At 70.7% G+C, this 20,353-nt stretch carries 21 protein-coding genes and 1 riboswitch; of the genes, 13 read left to right on the top strand and 8 right to left on the bottom strand.

Features of this window, described 5'->3' with window-relative positions:
- The first annotated feature begins 714 nt into the window (after window positions 1-714).
- The 3 genes from ACJTNH_RS13875 (at window position 715) to ACJTNH_RS13885 (ending at window position 2,324) form a co-directional block, all read left to right on the top strand.
- Window positions 715-1,317 (top strand): hypothetical protein, encoded by a 603-nt coding sequence (locus tag ACJTNH_RS13875; RefSeq protein WP_458176586.1) that lies wholly within the window; start codon window positions 715-717, stop codon window positions 1,315-1,317.
- Between the two features lie 115 nt (window positions 1,318-1,432).
- Complete coding sequence (locus ACJTNH_RS13880) at window positions 1,433-1,912, top strand: DUF2505 domain-containing protein (RefSeq protein WP_458176588.1); 480 nt, start codon at window positions 1,433-1,435, stop codon at window positions 1,910-1,912.
- 31 nt (window positions 1,913-1,943) lie between these two features.
- On the top strand, window positions 1,944-2,324 hold the full coding sequence (locus ACJTNH_RS13885; protein ID WP_458176590.1) for a hypothetical protein: 381 nt from the start codon (window positions 1,944-1,946) through the stop codon (window positions 2,322-2,324).
- 1 nt (window position 2,325) lies between these two features.
- Here the strand turns inward: ACJTNH_RS13885 and ACJTNH_RS13890 are convergent, their stop codons facing one another.
- Entirely contained in the window at window positions 2,326-2,775 is a 450-nt protein-coding gene (locus ACJTNH_RS13890) for a DUF5313 family protein (RefSeq protein WP_458176592.1), read from the bottom strand.
- A gap of 131 nt (window positions 2,776-2,906) precedes the next feature.
- Between ACJTNH_RS13890 and ACJTNH_RS13895 the strand changes: the two genes are divergently transcribed.
- Window positions 2,907-3,368, top strand: a complete 462-nt coding sequence (locus ACJTNH_RS13895) for a GAF domain-containing protein (protein WP_458176594.1) — start codon at window positions 2,907-2,909, stop codon at window positions 3,366-3,368.
- A 6-nt stretch (window positions 3,369-3,374) separates the two neighbouring features.
- Here ACJTNH_RS13895 and ACJTNH_RS13900 read toward each other — a convergent pair whose 3' ends face one another.
- Window positions 3,375-4,403, bottom strand: coding sequence for an ion channel (locus ACJTNH_RS13900; RefSeq protein WP_458176596.1), 1,029 nt, complete (start codon window positions 4,401-4,403; stop codon window positions 3,375-3,377).
- Window positions 4,404-4,653: 250 nt separating this feature from the next.
- Between ACJTNH_RS13900 and ACJTNH_RS13905 the strand changes: the two genes are divergently transcribed.
- Genes ACJTNH_RS13905 through ACJTNH_RS13915 form a run of 3 tightly spaced genes read left to right on the top strand, consistent with a single transcriptional unit; the run spans window position 4,654 to window position 7,434 of the window.
- The gene (locus ACJTNH_RS13905; RefSeq protein WP_458176598.1) at window positions 4,654-5,622 is read left to right on the top strand and encodes a hypothetical protein; all 969 of its coding nucleotides are present in this window, start codon (window positions 4,654-4,656) and stop codon (window positions 5,620-5,622) included.
- Between the two features lie 34 nt (window positions 5,623-5,656).
- Complete coding sequence (locus ACJTNH_RS13910) at window positions 5,657-6,166, top strand: mycothiol transferase (RefSeq protein ID WP_458176600.1); 510 nt, start codon at window positions 5,657-5,659, stop codon at window positions 6,164-6,166.
- Window positions 6,167-6,207: 41 nt separating this feature from the next.
- Window positions 6,208-7,434: an acyl-CoA dehydrogenase family protein gene (locus ACJTNH_RS13915; RefSeq protein WP_458176602.1), complete on the top strand. Its 1,227-nt coding sequence runs from the start codon at window positions 6,208-6,210 to the stop codon at window positions 7,432-7,434.
- On the opposite strand, the gene ACJTNH_RS13920 is transcribed toward ACJTNH_RS13915, so the two are convergent.
- Window positions 7,431-7,685 (bottom strand): hypothetical protein, encoded by a 255-nt coding sequence (locus ACJTNH_RS13920; protein ID WP_458176604.1) that lies wholly within the window; start codon window positions 7,683-7,685, stop codon window positions 7,431-7,433. The genes ACJTNH_RS13915 and ACJTNH_RS13920 overlap by 4 nt on opposite strands.
- A 59-nt stretch (window positions 7,686-7,744) precedes the next feature.
- Window positions 7,745-8,059, bottom strand: a complete 315-nt coding sequence (locus ACJTNH_RS13925; RefSeq protein WP_458176606.1) for a DMT family transporter — start codon at window positions 8,057-8,059, stop codon at window positions 7,745-7,747.
- A 10-nt stretch (window positions 8,060-8,069) separates the two neighbouring features.
- A riboswitch (guanidine-III (ykkC-III) riboswitch) is annotated at window positions 8,070-8,132 on the bottom strand.
- Between the two features lie 171 nt (window positions 8,133-8,303).
- Between ACJTNH_RS13925 and ACJTNH_RS13930 the strand changes: the two genes are divergently transcribed.
- Entirely contained in the window at window positions 8,304-9,914 is a 1,611-nt protein-coding gene (locus tag ACJTNH_RS13930) for a glycoside hydrolase family 13 protein (RefSeq protein ID WP_458176608.1), read from the top strand.
- Between the two features lie 9 nt (window positions 9,915-9,923).
- Here the strand turns inward: ACJTNH_RS13930 and ACJTNH_RS13935 are convergent, their stop codons facing one another.
- Window positions 9,924-10,385, bottom strand: coding sequence for a VOC family protein (locus ACJTNH_RS13935; RefSeq protein ID WP_458176610.1), 462 nt, complete (start codon window positions 10,383-10,385; stop codon window positions 9,924-9,926).
- Window positions 10,386-10,590: 205 nt separating this feature from the next.
- On the opposite strand from ACJTNH_RS13935, the gene ACJTNH_RS13940 reads away from it, so the two are divergent.
- On the top strand, window positions 10,591-11,046 hold the full coding sequence (locus ACJTNH_RS13940; protein ID WP_458176612.1) for a VOC family protein: 456 nt from the start codon (window positions 10,591-10,593) through the stop codon (window positions 11,044-11,046).
- Between the two features lie 12 nt (window positions 11,047-11,058).
- Here the strand turns inward: ACJTNH_RS13940 and ACJTNH_RS13945 are convergent, their stop codons facing one another.
- Window positions 11,059-12,033, bottom strand: coding sequence for an AAA family ATPase (locus tag ACJTNH_RS13945; RefSeq protein ID WP_458176614.1), 975 nt, complete (start codon window positions 12,031-12,033; stop codon window positions 11,059-11,061).
- Between the two features lie 360 nt (window positions 12,034-12,393).
- Complete coding sequence (locus ACJTNH_RS13950) at window positions 12,394-13,524, bottom strand: hypothetical protein (protein ID WP_458176616.1); 1,131 nt, start codon at window positions 13,522-13,524, stop codon at window positions 12,394-12,396.
- A 496-nt stretch (window positions 13,525-14,020) separates the two neighbouring features.
- Between ACJTNH_RS13950 and ACJTNH_RS13955 the strand changes: the two genes are divergently transcribed.
- Window positions 14,021-15,292 (top strand): hypothetical protein, encoded by a 1,272-nt coding sequence (locus ACJTNH_RS13955; RefSeq protein ID WP_458176618.1) that lies wholly within the window; start codon window positions 14,021-14,023, stop codon window positions 15,290-15,292.
- Between the two features lie 464 nt (window positions 15,293-15,756).
- Here the strand turns inward: ACJTNH_RS13955 and ACJTNH_RS13960 are convergent, their stop codons facing one another.
- Window positions 15,757-16,683, bottom strand: coding sequence for a M48 family metalloprotease (locus ACJTNH_RS13960; RefSeq protein ID WP_458176619.1), 927 nt, complete (start codon window positions 16,681-16,683; stop codon window positions 15,757-15,759).
- A gap of 215 nt (window positions 16,684-16,898) precedes the next feature.
- On the opposite strand from ACJTNH_RS13960, the gene ACJTNH_RS13965 reads away from it, so the two are divergent.
- The 3 genes from ACJTNH_RS13965 (at window position 16,899) to ACJTNH_RS13975 (ending at window position 20,173) form a co-directional block, all read left to right on the top strand.
- Window positions 16,899-17,345, top strand: coding sequence for a hypothetical protein (locus ACJTNH_RS13965; protein WP_458176621.1), 447 nt, complete (start codon window positions 16,899-16,901; stop codon window positions 17,343-17,345).
- Window positions 17,342-18,406, top strand: coding sequence for a helix-turn-helix domain containing protein (locus ACJTNH_RS13970; RefSeq protein ID WP_458176623.1), 1,065 nt, complete (start codon window positions 17,342-17,344; stop codon window positions 18,404-18,406). Before ACJTNH_RS13965 ends, ACJTNH_RS13970 begins: the two co-directional genes overlap by 4 nt.
- A gap of 534 nt (window positions 18,407-18,940) precedes the next feature.
- A complete protein-coding gene (locus tag ACJTNH_RS13975) occupies window positions 18,941-20,173 on the top strand; it encodes a DUF4032 domain-containing protein (protein ID WP_458176625.1) in 1,233 nt (410 codons plus the stop codon).
- The last annotated feature ends 180 nt before the right edge of the window (window positions 20,174-20,353 follow it).

Here is a 20,353-nt window from a genome sequence, read left to right on the forward strand (position 1 = left end):
TGCCCACACGGTGCCCACAAAAGGGCCGTTTCGGACCATCGACGGCCATCGGCCGCCAACCATGAAACCGCAGCTCAGAACGCAAATCACCGATGATCATGCAGGTCGGCGAAGGGCCCTGAGATACCTCATAATCCCTGGGTCGTGGGTTCGAGCCCCACCCGCCCCACCACTGAAACCTAGAAGGTGGCGAGTGTGCACCGACACTGCACCTCACAGGAAGCAATTGCCCCAGTGCCGATGAACGATGCGGTCGACTTTCGGACTTGCGATTGCTTGATTACCCCGTTCCGGAAGACCTTGACCTAAGTGGCTAAGAAGATGCGTACAGCAGGTGCATAGTGGAGAGTCATCGCACGGGCGCGAAGAGATTGATCGGCGCGGCACCAATGGGGCCATTGGGTCGGAAGACGACACAAGAGGTGCGTGACGCCACGGGGGCCCGCGCGACGGAGGAAGACGACACGCAGAAGTGGGGTTGCACACCTGTGGGGGGCTAGCCCTAGCCTTCGCCTCATGGACATTTCCGAGCTTGCTACCGCGCTTGCGCCGGTCGTCATGCAGATCCTCTTTGAGCTGTGGAGGATGCGTCAGGAGAGCAACAAGCCTGGTCCGCAGAAGTGAGCCGGGCAGTCGCGTCTTGGGCGCCGGCAGCCAACATCAGTCAGGCATGATGGGCCTGTGACTCCTGAGAATCAGCGCCGATGGTCCTATGTGCTGTACGCCGCCTGCGGGTTGCTGTTTCTCACAGCACTGCTTGTTTATACGGACACTATCTGGTCTGACTTTGCTCAGCGTGTCTATGTAGCGGTGCTGGGAAGTTCCGGCAGTGCTGCCGTTGTGATCAGCTTGTACTTCTTGAAGCGCTGGCATGATAGGCGAGACGAAGCTTACAAGACCAAGGCTGCCGAACAGGTTCGCTACAAGAGTGAACTCTTGGAGTACGTGCGTGGTTTGCGAGAGGACATACTAACCAGTCCTAATAGCTATCTGGAGGGCGACCTCACCGCTCGCACTTTGATCATAGGTGCGCGGTTCAACGAATACGGCACTTTCATCGAAGACGACGGCGTGCGCGAATTCTGCGTACGATCTGCCATGTTCGTACAACATATCGGCCAGCCCGGGAATGAGGAAAGCTACAACCTCGAACACCGCAGAAGGCTCATGGCTTACATAGGCATTGCTGGGGTGCGCTTGCACGACTACATGACGGTAGGTGTGCCAATCGACTATGGGTACATCTTCGAGATGGTCACACCGAACATGGATGACGACAGCGAAAAGCCCATTTCCTCCGAAGAAGAACCGGGCTAAGTGCTCGGTGTGTCAGCTCTTGTCGCGCGCCTAGTAGGTCTCGCGGATCGAACCCTCCGAGCCTGGCACGCGACGACCCCGGGCGGCCCGTCCCGCGACCCCCGAGGATGGGGTCGTGGCCATCGACATCTCGCAGACCTACCCCGCGACCCCGGACGCCGTCCTCGCCCTGCTGACCGACGAGCAGTTCCTCCGCGACCGGGCCGCGGCGCTCGGCGCGCAGGTGCAGGAGGCGACCGCGACGGGCGCCACCACGACCACCCGGCTGTCGGCGCCCACGGCCGGCATCCCCCCGGTGTTCGCCCGCTTCGTCGGCTCCTCGGTCGCCGTCACCGAGCGCAGCGCCTGGGCCCCGGACGGCGCCGGCGGTCACCGCAGCGACCTGGACGTGCACTCGGAGGTCTTCGGCCGGCCGGTGCGGGTCACCGGGGAGCGGCGCCTCGTCCCGGCGGACGGCGGCACCCGGTCGACCGTCACCGGCGACGTCACGGTCGACGCCCCGCTGATCGGCCGGCAGGCGGAGGGCGCCGTCCGTGAGCTGATGGCGGTCGTGCTCCGCAAGGAGGACGAGCTGCTCCGGCGCCGGCTGCGCTGAACCGTCGGCACCACCGGTGAGGATGGCGGGCATGGTGGCCTTCTTCCTCCCGCGCGCCAGTGACGACGAGCAGGCCGAGCGGCTCTACGACGCGCTCGCCGAGTTCGCCGGCTGCGAGCCGGCGCCCCCGGGGCAGCGCGTCCGGTCGATCGCCTTCACCGAGGACGGCGCCCAGTGGGTCGCCGCCGTCGGCGAGCAGCTGTCCGGCCGCCGGACGACGCAGCAGCTGCGCCGCGGTGAGCTGATCGAGCGCACCGAGGAGCTCTCCTCCCCCACCCGGGTGCTCGCGGTCTACCCGGGCACGCCGTACGTGGTGGTCACCGACGCCCAGCCGATCACCGGCACGCCGTCGGAGTGGGCCAACCCGTTCACCGCCCGGCCCGACCAGGTCACCCTGTTCGACCGGCGGTGACTCAGCGGCCCTGGCGTTCGCGGTACCGGGCGGCCCGCTTCTCCGCGGCCGCCCGTCGCCTCGCCGTCTCGGCGGCCTGCCGGCCCAGCTGGGCCTCGTCCCGCACCGCCTGCGCCGTGCCGGCCGGGTAACCGGCCTTGCGCACCCGGTTCTCGGTGGTCTCGGTCATGTAGGCGGTGGAGAAGATCAGCCCGAGCAGCACCCCGCCGAGGGCGGTCATGCCGCGGATCCAGAACGGGCCGGGCACCAGCAGCAGCACCAGCGCGATCGGGATGCTCATCTGGACCGCGGCGCGGGCGACGTGCCGGTGGGCCCAGGTGGTCGTGGTCGTGTCGTGCAGCACCCAGCTGCGGTGCCGGGCCGGCAGCCCTCCGCCCAGCGCGTACCAGAGCCAGCGCAACGGCCCGGGGCGGTGGAGCTGGTCGGCCGTCGTCGGTTGCTCGGGAGGCACCCGTCCTGTGTACCGCACGCCGCGATGACGGTGAGCTGCCCGATGATCACGCTCGGGGAGGACCCCGCCGTACCGGATCCGGAGCGGCCGGGCGCATTGACCCGCGTCCGACAGCGAGGATCATCGCGGGCATGGTCCCGCTCGTCGTGGACGACGACGTCGTCCCCTTCGAGGACTGGACGGCGGCCGCCCGTGCCTCGGTCGCGTTCCTGCACCGCACCGTGGGGCTGGACGTGTGGATGGTGACGCACGTCCAGGAGCCGATGCAGGTGGTGCTGCACTCACACCCGCAGGCGCTCATGCCCCGCGGCACGGAGGTGCCCTGGGAGCGCAGCTTCTGCCGCCCGATGGTCAGCGGCCTGGGCCCGCGGGTGGCCACCGTCGCCGCCGCCACACCGGCCTACGCCGACCTGCAGACCGGGCTCCCGGTGCGGGTCGCCGCCTACATCGGCGTCCCGCTGATCACCCGCGGCGGCGAGGTGTTCGGCACCCTCTGCGGGGTCTCCTCCCGCGCGCAGCCCCGCACGCTGGCCCGTCACCTGCCGCTGGTGGAGATGACCGCCCGGATGCTGAGCACCCTCCTGCCGGAGTGAGCCGCCTCAGCGGGCGGCGAGCAGCGCCTGGGCGTCGATCCGGGCCCGGCCCACGTAGTACAGCGTCGCCCCCTCCGGCACCGGGGCGTCCCAGGCCGGGCTCACCGTCAGGCCGCCCGCGTCCCGGACCGCCAGCGCGGTCGCGCCGAACCGTTGCCCCAGCCGCACCTGCCACTCGCCGAAGGTGACCCCCGGCCCGGCCGGCAGGCGCACCGAGTAGGTGTTGCCGTGCCCCTGGCTGCTCATCAGGTCGCTGTAGACCTCGGTGATCCCCGGGTCCAGCGCCTCCTCGGTGACCAGGTTGGGCATGTGCCACTGCACGCAGGCGATCCGCGGGTTGACGTAGCGCAGGTTGTCCCGGCGTCCGAGGTCGCGCAGCGCGGCGACCATGTGCACCCCCGGGTTGGCGTGGTCGACGGCCACGGCCATCGCCAGGGTCTCGTTGTCGTCGCGCCCGTCGATGAGCACCGTGCGGGCCCGGTCGACCCCGGCCCGGGCCATCACGTCGGCGTGCGTCAGATCGCCGCGCACGAACGAGACCGAGGGGTCCTCCGGCACCGGGTTCTCCGGGACGTCGTCCCACGCGCACAGCGCGATCCGGGAGGACCCCTCGGCGCAGAGCTCGGCGAGCATCTTCTCGGTGCGCCCGGCGAACCACCCCAGGACGACGACGTGGTCGGTGAGCTCCAGTGCCATGACACCCCTCCGGCGTTTCCCGCGCACCGACTGCAGGTAGTCGGCCAGGCGGGTGAACAGCAGTGTCAGCGTGACGATGCCGCCGACGATCACGTAGACGCCCACCACGCGCCCGGCCGCGGACTCCGGGAAGAAGTCCCCGTAGCCCACCGTCGCGGCGGTGACCACGAAGTACCACCAGTACGTGGCCGGCGAGACCAGCTCGCTGCCCGCCGGTTCGGCCAGTGCCATCGCCGCCCAGCTGGTCAGGAAGACCAGCACCAGGACGACGAGCGGCAGCCGCCAGCCGTGCAGCCGGCTGCCCACGAGGCGGGTCAGCCGGGCGATCAGGACGAACACGGGCCTCCTCCGGACGGGCGCTCCGGGCAACCTAGCGTGCGCGGCGGACCCGGGTCAGGGTGTCGACATGACGACCCCGATGGACGACGACCTGCCCGAGCCCCGCGACATCGCCCTGGAGCAGGCCACCCCCGAGCAGGTCGAGGAGCTGGAGGCCGCGAGCGACGAGGACGACTGACGACTTCAGTTCCCGCCCGGTCCGGCCGATCTCCCGGTCGACACCGCGTCGATCGAGAGGCTGGACGAGGTCATGTGGATCCGGGCACGAGCCCGCCTGTGGTCGTGGCAGAAGGCACTGGCGGTCGCCGGTGCCGCCGTCGCCGTCCTCTGGGGTGGCTGGCCGCAGTTCGTGGTCGTCAGCGGCGTCCTGCTGCTGCTCGCGGTGAAGGCGTACGCGATCCTCCGGGCCATCGGCTGGGCGGCCGCCAACGCCAAGGAGTACAGCGCCGCCTACCAGGCCGACGTGCCGCAGACGGTCGAGGAGGGCATCGCCCTCCTCCGCGGGCGCGGGCGGTTCTTCCTGCCCTTCGGCATCAAGGACCACGTCCTGCGGGGCTGGACCCACGAACGCGACACCGACACCCGCCAGCAGGCCCGCACGCGGGAGGTCGCCCGCCGCACGGCGTCCTGCCTCTTCGGCGCCCGGCCGCTGGTCAAGGCCGCCGCGGCCGTCTGCCTGCTGGCCGACCTCGCCCTCGCCCGGCGGGCGGAGGCGCTGCACGTCCCCGGCACGGACGTGCCGCTCGTCGTCGTCCTCGCGGTGACCACCGCGGTGGTCAGCACGGTGCTCGTCGTGGAGGCGGTCACCTGGTACGTCACCGCGGGGTCCTACGCGCGACCGTTCCACATGCTGGGCTTCACCGGGCGGACCGCCGCTGCGCAGCCGCCCGCCTCCGCCGAGATCCGGGTGTTCGCCCGGCTCACCGCCTACGCCGTCCTCGCCGACATCGTCGCCTGCACCGCCGTCCAGCGGTTCACCGGCGGCTTCAGCGCGGCCCGGGAAGGAGCCGGCCTGGCGGCCGAGTTCGACCGGCTCACCCACTTCGCCTACTTCGCGCTCAGCAGCCTGACCACCACCGGCGGGTCACCGGTGGAGCCGGAGAGCTCGGTGGCCAACCTGCTCAGTGCGCTGGTCATGACGCAGACCCTGCTCATCGTGGTGTTCGCGCTGACCCTGGCCAGCAGCCTGCTGCGCGAGGACGCCGACCAACCGCGTTGATTGACCCGCGGGGGAACGCGGGTAGGCCGGTCGCATGGAGACCAGAGACCTGCTGCTGACCGCGTTCGACAACGTCGAGGAGGCCGTGCGCGGCGCCCTCGACGGCATCGACCCCGAGCTGCTCACCGCGCGGGTCGACCCGGAGGCGAACACCATCGCCTGGCTGGTCTGGCACCTCACCCGGGTGCAGGACGACCACGTGTCCGAGGTCGCCGGCGTCGAGCAGGCCTACACGGCCAACGGCTGGGCGGAGCGGTTCGCACTCCCCTTCGACGTCGGCGCCATCGGGTACGGGTTCAGCAGCTCCGACGTCGCCCGCACGCAGATCACCGATCCGCAGCTGCTCGTGGACCACCACGCCGACGTGCACGCCCGCACCGCCGACTTCGTCCGCGGCCTCTCCCCCGCCGACCTCGACCGCGTCGTGGACGAGCGCTGGGACCCGCCGGTCACCCTCGGCGTCCGGCTGGTCAGCGTGATCACCGACGACCTGCAGCACGCTGGGCAGGCTGCCCTGCTGCGGGGGTCGCTGGAGCGGCGCTGAGCACACGGCACCGAGTGCCACCCGCGCGTACCGTCCGAACGGTGAGCAACGACGCCACCACACCCGACTTCTACGCCCTCGAGGACCTGCTGGAGCCCGCGGAGATCGAGGTCCGCGACCGGGTCCGGGAGTTTTGCGCCCGCGAGGTCACCCCGGTCATCAACGACTACTGGGAGCGGGCGGAGTTCCCGTTCGAACTGGTCCCGAAGATCGCCGAGCTGGGCATCGCCGGCGGCACCGTGGCCGGCTACGGCTCGGCCGGGATGAGCGCGGTCGCCGCCGGCCTGGTCGCGGCCGAGTGGGCCCGCGCCGACGGCAGCCTGGGCACCTTCTACGGCGTGCACAGCTTCCTGGCGATGCAGTCGATCGCGCTGCTGGGCGACGAGGAGCAGCGGGAGCGCTGGCTGCCGGCGATGGCCCGGATGGAGCTGATCGGGGCGTTCGGCCTCACCGAGCCGCAGCACGGCTCGGACGCCGTGGCGTTGGAGACCCGGGCCCGCCGCGACGGCGACGAGTGGGTGCTGACGGGTGCGAAGAAGTGGATCGGCAACGGCACCATCGCCGACCTCGTGCTGATCTGGGCCCGCGACGAGGACGGCGCCGTCGGCGGCTACGTCGTCCCGAAGGGGTCGATCGGCTGGACCGCGACCCGGATGACCGGCAAGACGGCGCTGCGAGCGGTGTGGCAGGCCGAGATCACCCTCGAGGAGGTGCGGGTGCCGGCGGAGAACAAGCTGGCCAACTGCCGGTCGTTCAAGGACGTGTCGGTGGTGCTCGACCGCACCCGGTACACCGTGGCCTGGCGGGCGCTGGGCATCGCCGAGGCCGCCTACGAGCTGGCGCTGCGGCACACGATGCAGCGGGAGCAGTTCGGCCAGCCGATCGCCGGCTACCAGCTGGTGCAGGACAAGCTGGCCCGGATGCTCGCCGAGATCACCAGCATGCAGCTGCTGAGCTGGCGGTTGAGCAAGCTGGCCGACGAGGGCCGGATGACCGCGGCGATGGCCTCGATGGCGAAGATGAACAACTGCAAGAAGGCCCGGCAGATCGTCGCCGACGCCCGCGACCTGTTCGGCGGTGACGGCATCCTGCTGGAGCACCACATCGCCCGCCACCACGCCGACATCGAGGCGATCTACACCTTCGAGGGCACCGACCACGTGCAGGCGCTGATCGTGGGCCGGGAGATCACCGGCATCTCGGCGATCACCGGACGGCGGTCGGCCCGCGCCGAGCAGAAGCCGGCCGAGCCGCCGCAGTCGATCTAACCGACGCGCCGCAGCTCCGGGGCGGTCCGCTGCCGGCACTCCGCGCAGGTGGAGCGACCGGCGCTCATCCGGTCCCAGCGCTGGGCGCCCCAGACCTGCACGATCGCCCCGCAGACGGCGAGCTCGACCTCCCCGTCGAGCTCGTCGGCGGGGCGGTGCGCCTCCACGGCGTGCCAGGACATCGGCTGGTCGACCGGCTGCGCCCACGACCTGCGGTCGGGACGGGCGAATCCGACGGCGTACGTGCTCACACTCCAGGTGTGCCCCAGGCCACACCCGCCCAACCATCAGGTGAACGGCCGGCGTGCCGTCAGTGCAGCAGCTTGAGCCCGATCACGCAGCCGACGATGCCGAGCAGCAGGAGCACCTTGGCCACCGACGCCGCCTCCTCGCCGGTGGCCATCGCGTAGGCCACGGTGAGCGCGGCGCCGATGCCCACCCAGACGGCGTACGACGTCCCCACCGGCAGGGTGCGCATCGCGTAGGCGAGGCCGACCATGCTGGCGACCACGGAGACCGCGAAGACGACGGTGGGACCGAGCCGGGTGAAGCCCTCCGACCGGCCGAGCGCGGTGGCCCAGACCGCTTCCAGGACGCCGGACAGCACGAGCACGAGCCAGGACATGGGGGTCTCCTCCGTGCCGTCTTGTCGCAGTCCGGGTACGGCACCCTCGTCCGGGGGCCGCGTCGGGCCCTGATCCCAGGGTGGCACATCCGGTCGCACACCACCGGACACCCAGGCCCACCAGCGCAGACGCCCGGCCGTTGGCAAGACCCGACAGACATCTCATTCGTCATTGGTGACCCAGACCACACGGCTCGACGACGAGCGTGCCGATGATGGCGACATGTCACGTCGGCTCGCCTCTGTGGGGACCGCGACCGAGCAGCAGGTCGCCCCCGAGCGTTCGGCCTCGCCCTGGTGGCGGACGGCCGTGGTCTACCAGGTCTACCTGCGCTCGTTCGCCGACAGCAACGGCGACGGGATCGGCGACCTGGCCGGGCTGCGCGCCCGGCTGCCCTACCTGTCCTGGCTGGGCGTCGACGCACTGTGGATCAACCCGCACTACCCCTCCGGCGGGGCCGACGGCGGCTACGACATCTGCGACTACCGCGCGGTCGACCCCGACTACGGCGACGTCGCCGACCTGGAGGCCCTCGTTGCCGACGCCCGCCGGCTCGGCCTGCGGGTGGTGCTCGACGTCGTCCCGAACCACACCTCCGACCGGCACCCCTGGTTCCAGGCCGCACTGGCCGACCCCGACTCCCCCGAGGCGTCCCGCTACCACTTCGCGCCCGCCTCGGAGGAGCCGCCGAACAACTGGCAGTCGCTGTTCGGCGGGCCGGCCTGGTCGCGCACCCCGGACGGCCGCTGGTACCTGCACCTGTTCGCCCCCGAGCAGCCCGACCTGAACTGGCGCGACCCGGCGGTGGCCGCCGACTTCGAGAAGACCCTGCGGTTCTGGCTGGACCGCGGCGTCAGCGGCTTCCGGGTCGACGTCGCCTACGGCCTGTTCAAGGACGCGCAGCTGCGGGACAACCCCGGCGCCTACTCCCCCACCCTGTTCGGCCACGGCCCGGAGCAGGCGATGACCTGGAACCAGCCCGAGGTGCACGACGTGTGGCGCCAGTGGCGGTCGGTCTGCGACGAGTACGAGGACGCCATGCTGGTCGGCGAGGTCTGCCTGGCCGACCTGAGCCAGGTGGCGCTGTACTCCCGCCCCGACGAGATGCACCAGTCGTTCTCCTTCCGGCTGCTGAAGTCGAAGTGGGACACCGCCGCCTTCGCCGACGGGGTGCAGACCGCGCTCGACGCGTTCAGCGAGGTCGGCGCCCCGGTGTCGTGGGTGCTGGGCAACCACGACAAGGACCGCCAGGTCACCCGCTTCGGTGGCGGCGACCTCGGCACCGCCCGGGCCCGGGCGGCCGCGCTCATGGTGCTGGCGCTGCCCGGCTCGCCGTACCTCTACGCCGGCGACGAGCTGGGCCTGCCGCAGGCCGTGGTGCCGGACGAGGCGAAGACCGACCCGATCTTCTTCCGCAGCGGCGGCGCCCGCGCCGGCCGCGACGGCTGCCGGGTGCCGATGCCGTGGAACGCCTCGGCCGGAGTCGGCTTCTCCCCCGACGGTTCCGCGGAACCGTGGCTGCCCATCCCGGCCGACTGGGACCGCTACGCGGTCTCCTCCCAGGTGCGGGACGGCGGCTCGATGCTCACCCTGTACCGCCGGGCGCTCGCGCTGCGGGCGGCGCACCCGGCGCTCGGCTCGGGAGAGGCGGTCGTCAGCACCCAGGGCGACGTGCTGACCGTGCGCTGCACCGGGGACGGCGAGGTCGTGCGCTGCGTGGTCAACATGGGCAGCGAGACCGTGCTGGAGCGGACGTCGGGCTCGGTGCTGCTGGCCTCGGCCGCGCGGGTGCACGACCGGGCCGGCACGATCGCCCTCCCGCCGAACACCGCCGTCTGGCTGCTGGAGGACTGACCACCCGGCTCAGTCGAGGCAGAACTCGTTGCCCTCGGGGTCGGTCATCACGATGAACCCGAGGCTCAACGGCGGGTCGGGCTCGGCGCGGCGCACCCGCGTCGCGCCCAGCCCGAGGAGCCGGTCGCACTCGGCCTCCAGCGCCGCCATCCGCTCCTCACCCTCGAGCCCGGGAGCCGCCCGGACGTCGAGGTGCAGTCGGTTCTTGGCGACCTTGCCCTCCGGGACCTGCTGGAAGAACAGCCGTGGGCCGGCGCCGTCCGGGTCCTCGACGGCCGAGCTGGAGTTGCGCTGGTTCTCGGGCACGCCGACCCGGGCGAGGAAGTCGTCCCAGGCGGCCAGCGGGTCGGCGCCGGCGGGCAGGTCCACGCCGGGCGGGGCCGGGTGCACGTAGCCCAGCACGTCACGCCAGAAGGTGGACAACGCCCGTGGGTCGGCGGCGTCGAAGGTGACCTGCCATGCGCGACTCATCCCGGGTCACTCCGTTCTCGGCGGCGTCCTGGTGGGCGCCATGCCTAGCACGGCCCGGCGCCCGGCGGGCACCACGGACGTCCCACTCACCGTCGGCCGCGCGCCGGCGTTGGCAGGTCCGGCTTCCCGGCGGGAGCGATGAGTTCCGCCGGCCGCGCCGGTCCAGGCCGGTGTACCCACCCTCACCACCGACGGGAGACCCACCGTGACCAGCCCCGCCCACCCCGGGCGCATGTTCTTCGTGACCCTGCCCGTGGCCGACGTCGCGCGCAGCAGGGCGTTCTTCACCGCGCTCGGGTTCACCTTCGACGAGGCGTTCTCCGGCGAGGGCGCCGCCTGCATGCTGGTCGGCGAGCAGGCCAGCGTGATGCTCGGTGACCACGCGACCTTCGCGCAGCACTCGAAGCTGCCGATGGCCGACCCGGCCACGCACGCGCTGGCCCTGTACTGCTTCAGCGTCCCGTCGCGGGAGGACGTCGACCGGGTCGTCGACGCCGCGCTGGCGGCCGGCGCCGTGGAGGCCGACCCGCTGGAGGACCTCGGTTTCATGGTCTCCCGCAGCTTCTTCGACCTCGACGGCCACGGCTGGCAGGTCATGTGGATGGCCCCGGCGGCGGCCGGGCAGGACGCCGAGCCGGCCGCGCAGGGCGCCGGCGTCTGACCGTGCTCCCGGCTACTCGCCCAGCGCGCGGGCGGCCTCGGCGATGTCGCTCGCGGTGAGGGTCGAGACGTCGTCCCGGTCGAGGTCGTCGATGCTCCGGCCCTCGCGAGTCAGCCGCAGCGCCTGGCGGTTGAGCGCCTGCTCGAACAGCGTGCGGGCGAAGCGCGCGTTGCCGGACTCCTGGTCGGAGGTGAGTCCGCCGAGGGCATGACGCAGCGTCAGGCCCGCACCGGGCTCCAGCAGGTACTCGTGCTGGAGGACGACGCCGGTGAAGATCGCCTCGAGCTCGGCGGTCGAGTAGTCGGGGAAGTCGATCTCCCGGGCGAACCGGGAGCGGAGACCCGGGTTGGAGGCCAGGAACGCCTCCATCAGCTGGGGGTAGCCGGCCACGATCACCACGAGGCGGTGGCGGTGGTCCTCCATGCGCTTGAGCAGGACTTCGATCGCCTCGGGGCCGAAGTCCATCCGGCCGTCGGACTCCGGGGACAGCGAGTAGGCCTCGTCGATGAACAGGACGCCGTCGAGCGCCTTGCGGATCACCCGGTCGGTCTTGATCGCGGTCGAGCCGACGTACTGCCCGACCAGAGCGGCCCGGTCGACCTCCACCAGGTGGCCCTTCTGCAGCAGGCCGACCGCTCGGTACATCTCGGCCAGCAGCCGCGCCACTGTGGTCTTGCCGGTGCCCGGGTTGCCGAGGAAGACCAGGTGCTGCGACGTCGCCACCTCGGGCAGGCCGTGCGCCTTCCGGCGGGCCTGCACCTGTAGGAACGCGACCAGCGCCTGCACCTGCTCCTTCACCGCCTCCAGCCCGATGAGCCCGTCGAGCTCGGCTTGGATCTCCGGGAGGGGTCGGGCCGGCCCGGGGCGACCGCCGAAGAGGTCGTTCATCAGGTCGTCCACGGCGCGGAGACCGGGCCGCGGGAGCTGGTCGCCCAGGCGGCCGACGGTCTCGCGGAGGTCGTCCAGCGGCTTGCGGTTGGACGCCATTCCCCGAGCGTAAGCGCCCTCGAGGCGGGGGGCCCGTCCCGAGCTGCCACCCGGCAACAGCGGTGGACGGGGCGCGCGCCCGGACACGGGCGCCACAAGCCGAGGCTGCTCATGCCGGAGCAGCAGAAAGGCCCCCGCCCGGCGTCTCCGCCGGCCAGAGGCCCGGGTGGCTCCCCCGATAGGACTTGAACCTATAACCCTGCGATTTGATCTTGAGGCGTTGGCTCGCGTTGACCAGGCATTGAACGCCCAGCTCAAACGCGGTGTAGAGCGTTGGCTGCGATGGTTGGCGACGACTGAGGACGGGGGTATTGGGTGCGTAAAGAGTGCCTGATCTGGGTGACCCCGCGTTGAGGGCCGCTAGCACGCTTGGCGTGCCTGCCTCTCAGCCGTCCGCCGGAGACCGGGCAGGTCCACCATGGCAAGGCAGACCTCGACAATGCCGCCATACCCGGTGTCGAAGGTCAGCACCGGCCAGCCTGTCGCCCCGCGCGTCTGGCTTCGGTAGTCGCTTCGGGAGACAAGTTCCTCCAGGGCTTCCATCCGAGGCCGATTCGGGTCGGCGAGTCTGTGGAAGAAGAGAAGGACGGCCGCGGTGTCCTTCGTGTCCAGGTAGCTCAGGAGCTGGTCCAAGGCCTCGTTGACCTTCGCCCGGCCGCCCCACCACTTGCTCTCACAGACGAAGACCTTGGCTGGTCCTGTCCCTTCGGCCAGGACGTCGGCGCTGATGAAAATGTCCGACTTGCCGGTCCGTCGGTACACCTCCCGTTGGGCGCCGGGCAGCGCCGCGTTCAGCGTGGCTGCCAGTAGGTCGCTGAGTCGGTCCTCCGGCAGGCGGCTGAACGCTCGCGGATACCGCTCCACGGCGTCGGCCCAGACCCGCATGGTGCGCTGGACGTCATCGAAGGAGGCCGGCGCCAGCCGCGGTCGGTGCTCCACGTGTACAAGCGCGTTCTCGGCCGCCGGGCGGCTACCTTCGGGTTGAGGCTGCACGGCGCGCTCGAGCTGTGGGCGTGCGTACTTCCACCCGTCCGGCCAGCTGAGGTTGTCCGCCACTGCTTGACGAGCGCGAACCCGCTGCCTGCGCTGCTCCACCGCTTGGGTAAGCGCCGAGGGAAGCTCGTCGGCGAAGAAGCGCTCCGTCTGGCCCCGTATGGCCGCGACGATCGGCTCGATCTGGCTCCGCTGTTGTTCCACCTTGGCGCGGAGGTCGCGCGCTCCCCGCTCGACCTCATCCTCTTCGTCCTCGGTCAGATCGACGAAGGTCCACAGCGCCACCGGGCCACGCTCCTCGCGGTACTGCAAAGTCCACTGCTCGCGGGCCAGCGATTGGCCGTGCCGGCGAAGTTCGGCCTCGTAGTCGTAGGGCGCCGAGTAGTCGCCGACTTGCTCAAGAGCGACTTCGCCAGGATCGACGACCGCGAGGTCGACGTCTGCGTCGTCCGGCCACCACTCCAGGAGCTCATGGTCGCCGATGACCTCGATAGCCACGTAGTGCCTGTAGGTGGCCACTCGTGTCCCGCGCTCGAGACCTGGGCGCCACGCCCCTTCCCGCACTGAGCCGCGATCCCAGCCACCGAGGACGGGGGGGCTCCACGCGGGCCGCCGCTATGAGCTCGCTCACGACCCGCTCGGTCGACCGCTCACAGTCTGCGGGTTCCAACCCCGTGACCTGCTGCAGTAGGGGGCCGGCGAACCTCTGGCGCAGGTATCCAGACAGTGGCCTGTTCTCACGGATGAACGGTCTGAAAAGGCCATCGCCAGGACCCACGCCTCGACCGTACGGGACCATGCGTTGCAGACGGTCGCGCGCACCGGCGACCACCTCGGTGCCCGAAAGCGAGCCGGTCGCAGGCAGATCACTCAACGACGGTCACTTCCGTCCAGATCGGCACGTTCGTCCGGCTTCAGCCATCAACGCTCGTCGCTCTCCTGGCGGCAGGGCGAGTCGTCCCCGGGAGCAGCCGACGTGCCCCAAGCTTGAGTCGTGGCCGACCTCGACGACCAAGACACCATCGCCCAGTTCGTCCTACGCGCTCGTCGCATCCAGGCGCACTCGCTGGTTCGCGACTGGGATGCCCTCGTTCATCACGCGCAGGGATCGCTCACGGGCCATCTCGACATCTCAGGCACGACGTCGCTCACGCGAAAGCTGCCGGAGGACGAGGAGGCCTTCGAGTCACTCGCTGCCCGCGTGCGCCCGCTGACGGTCAAGAGCGAGCCGATCTACTACGTCACGGTCCTGGACGCCGTCGAACGACTGCTCCATGGCTCGGCGGCCACGACGGATGCTCATCGGGACAGGCTGCAACGCCTTCGCGGCGCCTGGGAGGCCTCCGAACTCCAGGGCACTGCGATCCAGGGCTACGCAGTCCAGTCCATTCGGGTCGATGGCACGGACGCAACGCCCCTCGTGTCCGACACCCAACTGGCGGCCGGATGGCTGTACGCCGACCTGGTCCACGCCGACCCGAAGGGCCCCAAGCAGGAGGCACTGCGCTTTCCGCTACGAGAACGCTATGCGGCGGCGGTCCGCGTCTTCTCTCGGATTGCCGCACTCGCCGCATCGACCCTTTCGTTCGTCGAGACCCTGCGGAAAGCGGGATTAATCTCTATCGACGAGCGAGCCTGGAACCAGGACGTAATCGTCGGCGCCTCCGAGCTGACGGAGACCGCGCGCATCCTCGTCGCGCCGCCGGAGACCTCCGTCCCCGACCTGCGGGACTCCGCGTTGGGCCTGACCGACGACTGGAGGCCGTTCACCGTCACCGACCTTCTGCGGCAGGACCCCGCCAACCATGTCAGTGTTCGACTCGCACGTGGGGATGCCTCGACTGTGGCGGAGTACGAGGCGGCGGTCGCCCATCGGCGCGTGGAGGGGAGCACCGCTCACTGGCATGTCCTCGTGGCCGGCAGCGTCATGGTCCACTTCCAGTTCGACGTCGAAGGCGAGCTGCTGACGCGTCCCTCGGTCGCACAGTGGGAAGCGTTCAACTCCACGAACCAGCTCATTCTCGCCTCGACTCAGCTTCAACTGCAGCTGCACGAGGCCGAGACAATGGTGTTCGAGGTGGGGGGCGAGGCCTTCGTCACACTGGAGCCGTCGCAGTTGGATGAGCACTCGCTGTCCCAGGTGCGGGCGCACACCGAGACCGTGTCCGACATCGTCGCGATCGAGACTGCGACCGGCGAGGATCTGATCCCTGCATCGGTGCCTACGACGATGCCGCCCGAGTACATCTGCGGCAGACGCGCCTAATCCTTGAGGGCAACCTGGTCGCCTCCACCCGCGGCCCCTTGATCATCACCGCGGTCACCGGCAAACCTCCCCAAGTAATAGCCGTGCACCCAGGCCAACTGGAGGTGGGCGGCACTCGCGTCCCTATCCCCGGGCTCCTCCTCCGCCACCCGACCATGGTCAGCCGCGACCTCGGAGCCGACACCACAACGGGGCCGGAGGCCCGGAGGTTCGAGGTTTCGCCACCGGATGACGAGCGATTCCTGGCCTGGTGTCCACATCTGCGTGAGGTCACTGGTGATCAAGATCTTGTCGACGCGACACCGTGGGGGCTCACCGGCATCGACGAGGAGACCTTCCCCCGGTAGTTCGCCAACCGGAGCAGCGGAACTCCTGCCGCTCCGGTCCCTCGGACGCCCCTCCCCCGCCGCTACGAAGTCCCCGGGGACACGGTGCCACTTGGGGCAGCACCGCCGCGCACGAACTCAGACCCGCGAGGCGGTATTCGCCGCGAGGAGAGCTCGGATCCGCCGTTCGGAAGTCGGGTGTGACGCCAAGAGCTGCCGCAACCGCCCGCTTGCAGCAGGCTGACCGTCGTCCATCGCGCCGAGTGCCGCAGCGAGCTGCAGTGCGAGGCCGTGGTCGGCAGCGAAGCGGTCGGCGACGAACTCGGCCCGCCGGCTGATCGCGGCGTCAGCGAGGGGACAGAGCACCACCGCCAACCCGAGAAAGACCAGCACTCCCCCGACCATCCACTGCCCCTGGTGCAGTGTCCGGGTCACGGCGACGGCCAGTCCGACGACCACGGCGACCATGGTTCCTCGCTGGCTCTGACGCCCGGACAGAACGCTCGCCAGAGCGATCAGCAGGTTCCTCGCCACGCGCCAGGGCGCGGCCAGCCACGACACCAGCAGCATCGGACGAGTCGCTCCCGAGGCGTGATGGCCGAGCTCGTGGACCCGCACAGCCACCAGCTGGTTCTCCGACAGTCGTCCGGACTTGTAGTCCTCCACGGCTCGGCTGGTGACCGCGACGCTGCGTCCACCGGCGGCGTACGCGTTGGGCACCCGAGCGGCCTGGACGTACAACTCGGCGTCACCGGCGGCGGTTTCGGTCACTCGTAGGGCAGTCGCCCATGCCGGCTGCAGCGCCACCGCCTGCGCCGGGCTGGGTCGACGGAACCTGTACGCCCCGCGGACGACTATCCGTTCGCCGACCCGGGTCAGCAGCACCGCCGCACTGGCTACCCAGAGCAACGGCAGCAGCGCCGCCCACGGGCCCAGCGGGACGGACGCCAGCATCAGCAGCGAACTGCCGAGCACGGCGGGAGCTGCGGCGACTATCCGCCAGAAGCCGCTCCCGACGGCGTGGCGACGCGCATCACCGCGCGGTCGACGCTCGCTCGTCGTCATCTCCGGACCTCCTCCACGCAGCAGGTGCCGGTCAGCTTGCCGACCGGTGCTGACATGCGCGGTCGCCGTAACGGCTGCGCACAGCCCCAGATCCCGGTCCGGCGCGCACCACGTATTCAGCGCAGTAGCGAAAAACATCCGCTGGCTGTGTCACCAAACGGGCCCAATTGGCGCCTTCTCCGGCTGAGAGCAACGGCCGCAGGAGTGGAGCGCCGATGGAGAAGCAAGCCCGAAAACCGAGCGGGGTTGACACGGTCCCCCGTCCCATTGCGGGCACCTCTGGCCCCCAGGTCACCGGCGGCCACGACGGCATCGCGCTGATTCGGGAGTCCATTCGCCCCTGGGCCCTGGAGGCCGTCGTCACCGCCTACGGCGGCGACGCCTACCGGCTGCTGACCGACCTAGGCGATCTCCTCGAAGCGAGCGTCGCCTACGTCGACCGGCCCACCGTCGAGGCCCATCTGGAGCGGTCGCTCTCCGACGACGAATGGTCGGCAGTCGCCGCCCAATTCACCGCGATGGCCTTCGACCAACACGTCGGTGATGCCGGCACCGTTCGCACCGACTGGATCGAGAACAGACTTCACCAAGCCGGCGTCCTCGGCCGCCACCCCCGCGCCACCGGGAGGTCGGAGCCCTCGCGGCAGCTGAGGCGGCGATGAGGGTCAGCCGCACCTGCCCGTCCTGCGGCTACACCGCCGACTACGCCAGCGCACCACTCGCCGACGCTCACCATCCGCGGCACTCCTGCACCAAGCACCGGCGCGGCCTCGAGCAAGCCGCTCGCCGAGCCGAGCGACTCCAGGCGCGAGTGCTACGCGAGTGCCCCCACCCGCAGGCCCGCCATCAGCACGGAACACGCGCTGCCTACGTCAGGGACCGCTGCCGTTGCACGGACTGCACCGCGGCCAACACCGCCGGCAGCCGCAGCGTCACCCGCGAGCGGCTCTACGGCCGCTGGCACCCGTACGTCGACGTCGGCCCAGTCCGCGAGCACATCGCGGCTCTCCGCGCAGCTGGAATCGGCGTCGAGCGCATCGCGCGGCTTGCGGGCATCTCGGTCAGCCACATCCGCGAGCTCGCCCAGAATGGTCGCGGCGACTCCTCGGGCACGCAGAGGGTCCGCCCGAACACGGCCACGCGGGTCCTCCGCATCGGCATCGACGATGCCAGCCGGGCACCCCGCAGCCGCGTCGACGCCACCGGCACCCGCCGACGCCTGCGAGCGCTCATCGCCGTCGGATGGCCGGCCGAGCTACTGGCAGCCCAGCTCAGCCGCCGCCCCAGCAGCCTGAGCCGAAGCGTGACCGGCGAGTCGGTCACCGCCCGCACCGCCCACGACGTCGCCGCCCTCTATGAGCGGCTGTGGAACGCCAGGCCGCCGGGGGCAACGGACGAACAGCGTGCCGCCGCGGACGCCGCTCGAGCCCACGCGGCGGAACGGGGTTGGTTGCCACCGCTGGCCTGGGACGACATTGACGCCGACCCCGCACCGCCGGCGCTCGCCGCCAGCCCCTCCCAGCGGAACGACCTGGACGACATCGCCGTGGAACGCGCCCTTGCCGGCGATCACATCACCTACGACGAACTCACCTCAGGCGAACAACAAGAAGTCGTCCGCCGTCTCACCGCTCGGGGTAGCTCGATCCGGGATATCGCCGCCCAGCTCGGCACGACCAAGCGCACCGTCTCCCGCCGGCGGGCATCCTTCGGCGCAGCATGACCTCGCGGCCGCGGGCGAGGGCGACCTTCACCTGGGCGACGACCATTGCCCGAGTCCGAGGCGGTGATCAGCATCGGCGACGGCGATCTACTGCCGGCCAAGCTGACCATGCCGGTTCGATCCTGGTCACCCGCTCGAGCGAGCAGATGCGTCGCGCGGCATTGGCTGGGACCACTGCGGAGCCGGTCCGCCATCGCCCCCGGCGTCGTCAAGGACCTAGAAGCGGGTGCAGCGCGCTGATCAGCGAGTCATCGAGGATGGAGTCCTTCTCCCGCCCTCCTGTGAATGCACGACCGGTCCCGCCGACGACGTCGCGCTTGTCGCCGTTCGGCGGCACCTGAAGCAACCCGGTCACTTGGCCCGGCCCGAACCGGGCGTCTCCGGTCAGCCGCCGGACTGACCCGGCTGTATGTCGCACCGTCGCCAGCCCCGTGGTCACCCGCCTGCGCGCGTCCTGTCGGCCGGCATGGGATCGTCACAGTCCCGCGCCGGCAGTGGGCGGGCAACCGCTGTTGATCATCGACGGAGCTCGCCATGCGGTACCTGTTCCGCCCCCCGGCCACCGACGGCGCCGGGCTGCTCTCCCTGCCTTGGAACCTGCCGCTGGAGGAGTGGGACCCCGAGCTGTTGCTAGAGATCCCGCAGCGCGGCCTCTCCCGGCACGTCGTGCGGTTCGTCGCCGAGCGGGGCCACGTGTTTGCGCTGAAGGAGATGGCCGAACCACTCGCCCGGCACGAGTACACCCTGCTCGGACAGTTCGATGACGGGGGCCTGCCCACCGTGTCCGTGCTGGGCATCTGCGTGGACCGCCCCGGCGGGCTCGACGCCGTCCTGGTGACCCGCTACCTCGAGTATTCGATGTCCTACCGGTACCTGTTCTCCTTGCCGATCGGTGAGCACTCGGCGGAGCAGCTGCTCGACACGTTGGTGGTGCTGCTGGTCCGCCTGCACCTGGCCGGGGTGTTCTGGGGCGACTGCTCGCTGTCCAACAGCCTGTTCCGCCTGGACGCCGGCACCCTGGCCGCGTACCTCGTCGACGCCGAGACCGCCGAACGCCACCCGACCCTGAGCAACGGGCTGCGGGACTACGACATCGAGCTCGCCCGGGAGCGGGTGGGGGGTGAGCTGCTGGACCTGCAGTGTGGAGAGCTGCTTCCCGCCGACATCGACCCGATCGCGGTGGCCGACAGCCTGAGGCCTCGCTACGCGGCGCTGTGGGACGAGGTGACCCGTGAGGAGGTCTTCGCCCAGGACGAGCAGCGCTACCGGGTCGCCGAGCGCCTGCAGCGGCTCAACGACCTGGGCTTCGACGTCGGCGAGGTGGAGCTGATCACGCTCCCCGACGGCCGCGCCAAGCTGCGGGTGGAGACCCGCGTCTCCGAGCCCGGCCACCACCGCCGCGAGCTGTTCCGGCTGACGGGCCTCGAGGTCTCCGAACGTCAGGCCCGCCGACTGCTCAACGACCTGCGCACGTTCCGCGCCTACCTGGAGCAGAAGACCGGCGAACCGGTCCCCGACAGCATCGCCGCCTACCGTTGGCTGGCCGAGGTCTACCGGCCGGTGGTCGACGCCATCCCTCCGGACCTGGCCGGGCGGCTGGCGCCGGCCGAGGTGTTCCACGAGGTTCTCGAGCACCGCTGGTTCCTCTCGGAGCGAGCTGGCCGCGACGTCGGCACAACGGCGGCTGCCCGCGACTTCTTCGCGACCGTGCTGCCCCGCACCCCCGCGGAGATCACCACTCCGTCGGTGCTCGCGGCACGGCGCTGAGCCGCCGCTTGCAGAAGGCGGGGGAAGCCTGTTCCGTCAACTCCAGCTCCCCGACGCATGACCGACCGCAGCCTGCGGCGCCGGACGCAGCTGCTGGTCCGGGGCTGCGCTTCCGCCGGAAGCCTCGGCTGGCCGCCGCGGCCGCTCACAGTGAGGATCTAGGTGCTCGAGCGGCAGTCC

This window comes from Modestobacter lacusdianchii (assembly GCF_054177765.1).

Bases quoted from the DNA above. Each gene is read 5' to 3' on its own strand.
- ACJTNH_RS13895 (WP_458176594.1), top strand. From the start codon at position 2,907: ATGGTCCCGCTCGTCGTGGACGACGACGTCGTCCCCTTCGAGGACTGG.
- ACJTNH_RS13925 (WP_458176606.1), bottom strand. From the start codon at position 8,059: ATGTCCTGGCTCGTGCTCGTGCTGTCCGGCGTCCTGGAAGCGGTCTGG.
- ACJTNH_RS13935 (WP_458176610.1), bottom strand. From the start codon at position 10,385: ATGAGTCGCGCATGGCAGGTCACCTTCGACGCCGCCGACCCACGGGCG.
- ACJTNH_RS13975 (WP_458176625.1), top strand. From the start codon at position 18,941: ATGCGGTACCTGTTCCGCCCCCCGGCCACCGACGGCGCCGGGCTGCTC.
- ACJTNH_RS13945 (WP_458176614.1), bottom strand. From the start codon at position 12,033: ATGGCGTCCAACCGCAAGCCGCTGGACGACCTCCGCGAGACCGTCGGC.
- ACJTNH_RS13970 (WP_458176623.1), top strand. From the start codon at position 17,342: ATGAGGGTCAGCCGCACCTGCCCGTCCTGCGGCTACACCGCCGACTAC.
- ACJTNH_RS13965 (WP_458176621.1), top strand. From the start codon at position 16,899: ATGGAGAAGCAAGCCCGAAAACCGAGCGGGGTTGACACGGTCCCCCGT.
- ACJTNH_RS13885 (WP_458176590.1), top strand. From the start codon at position 1,944: ATGGTGGCCTTCTTCCTCCCGCGCGCCAGTGACGACGAGCAGGCCGAG.
- ACJTNH_RS13960 (WP_458176619.1), bottom strand. From the start codon at position 16,683: ATGACGACGAGCGAGCGTCGACCGCGCGGTGATGCGCGTCGCCACGCC.
- ACJTNH_RS13910 (WP_458176600.1), top strand. From the start codon at position 5,657: ATGGAGACCAGAGACCTGCTGCTGACCGCGTTCGACAACGTCGAGGAG.
- ACJTNH_RS13905 (WP_458176598.1), top strand. From the start codon at position 4,654: ATGTGGATCCGGGCACGAGCCCGCCTGTGGTCGTGGCAGAAGGCACTG.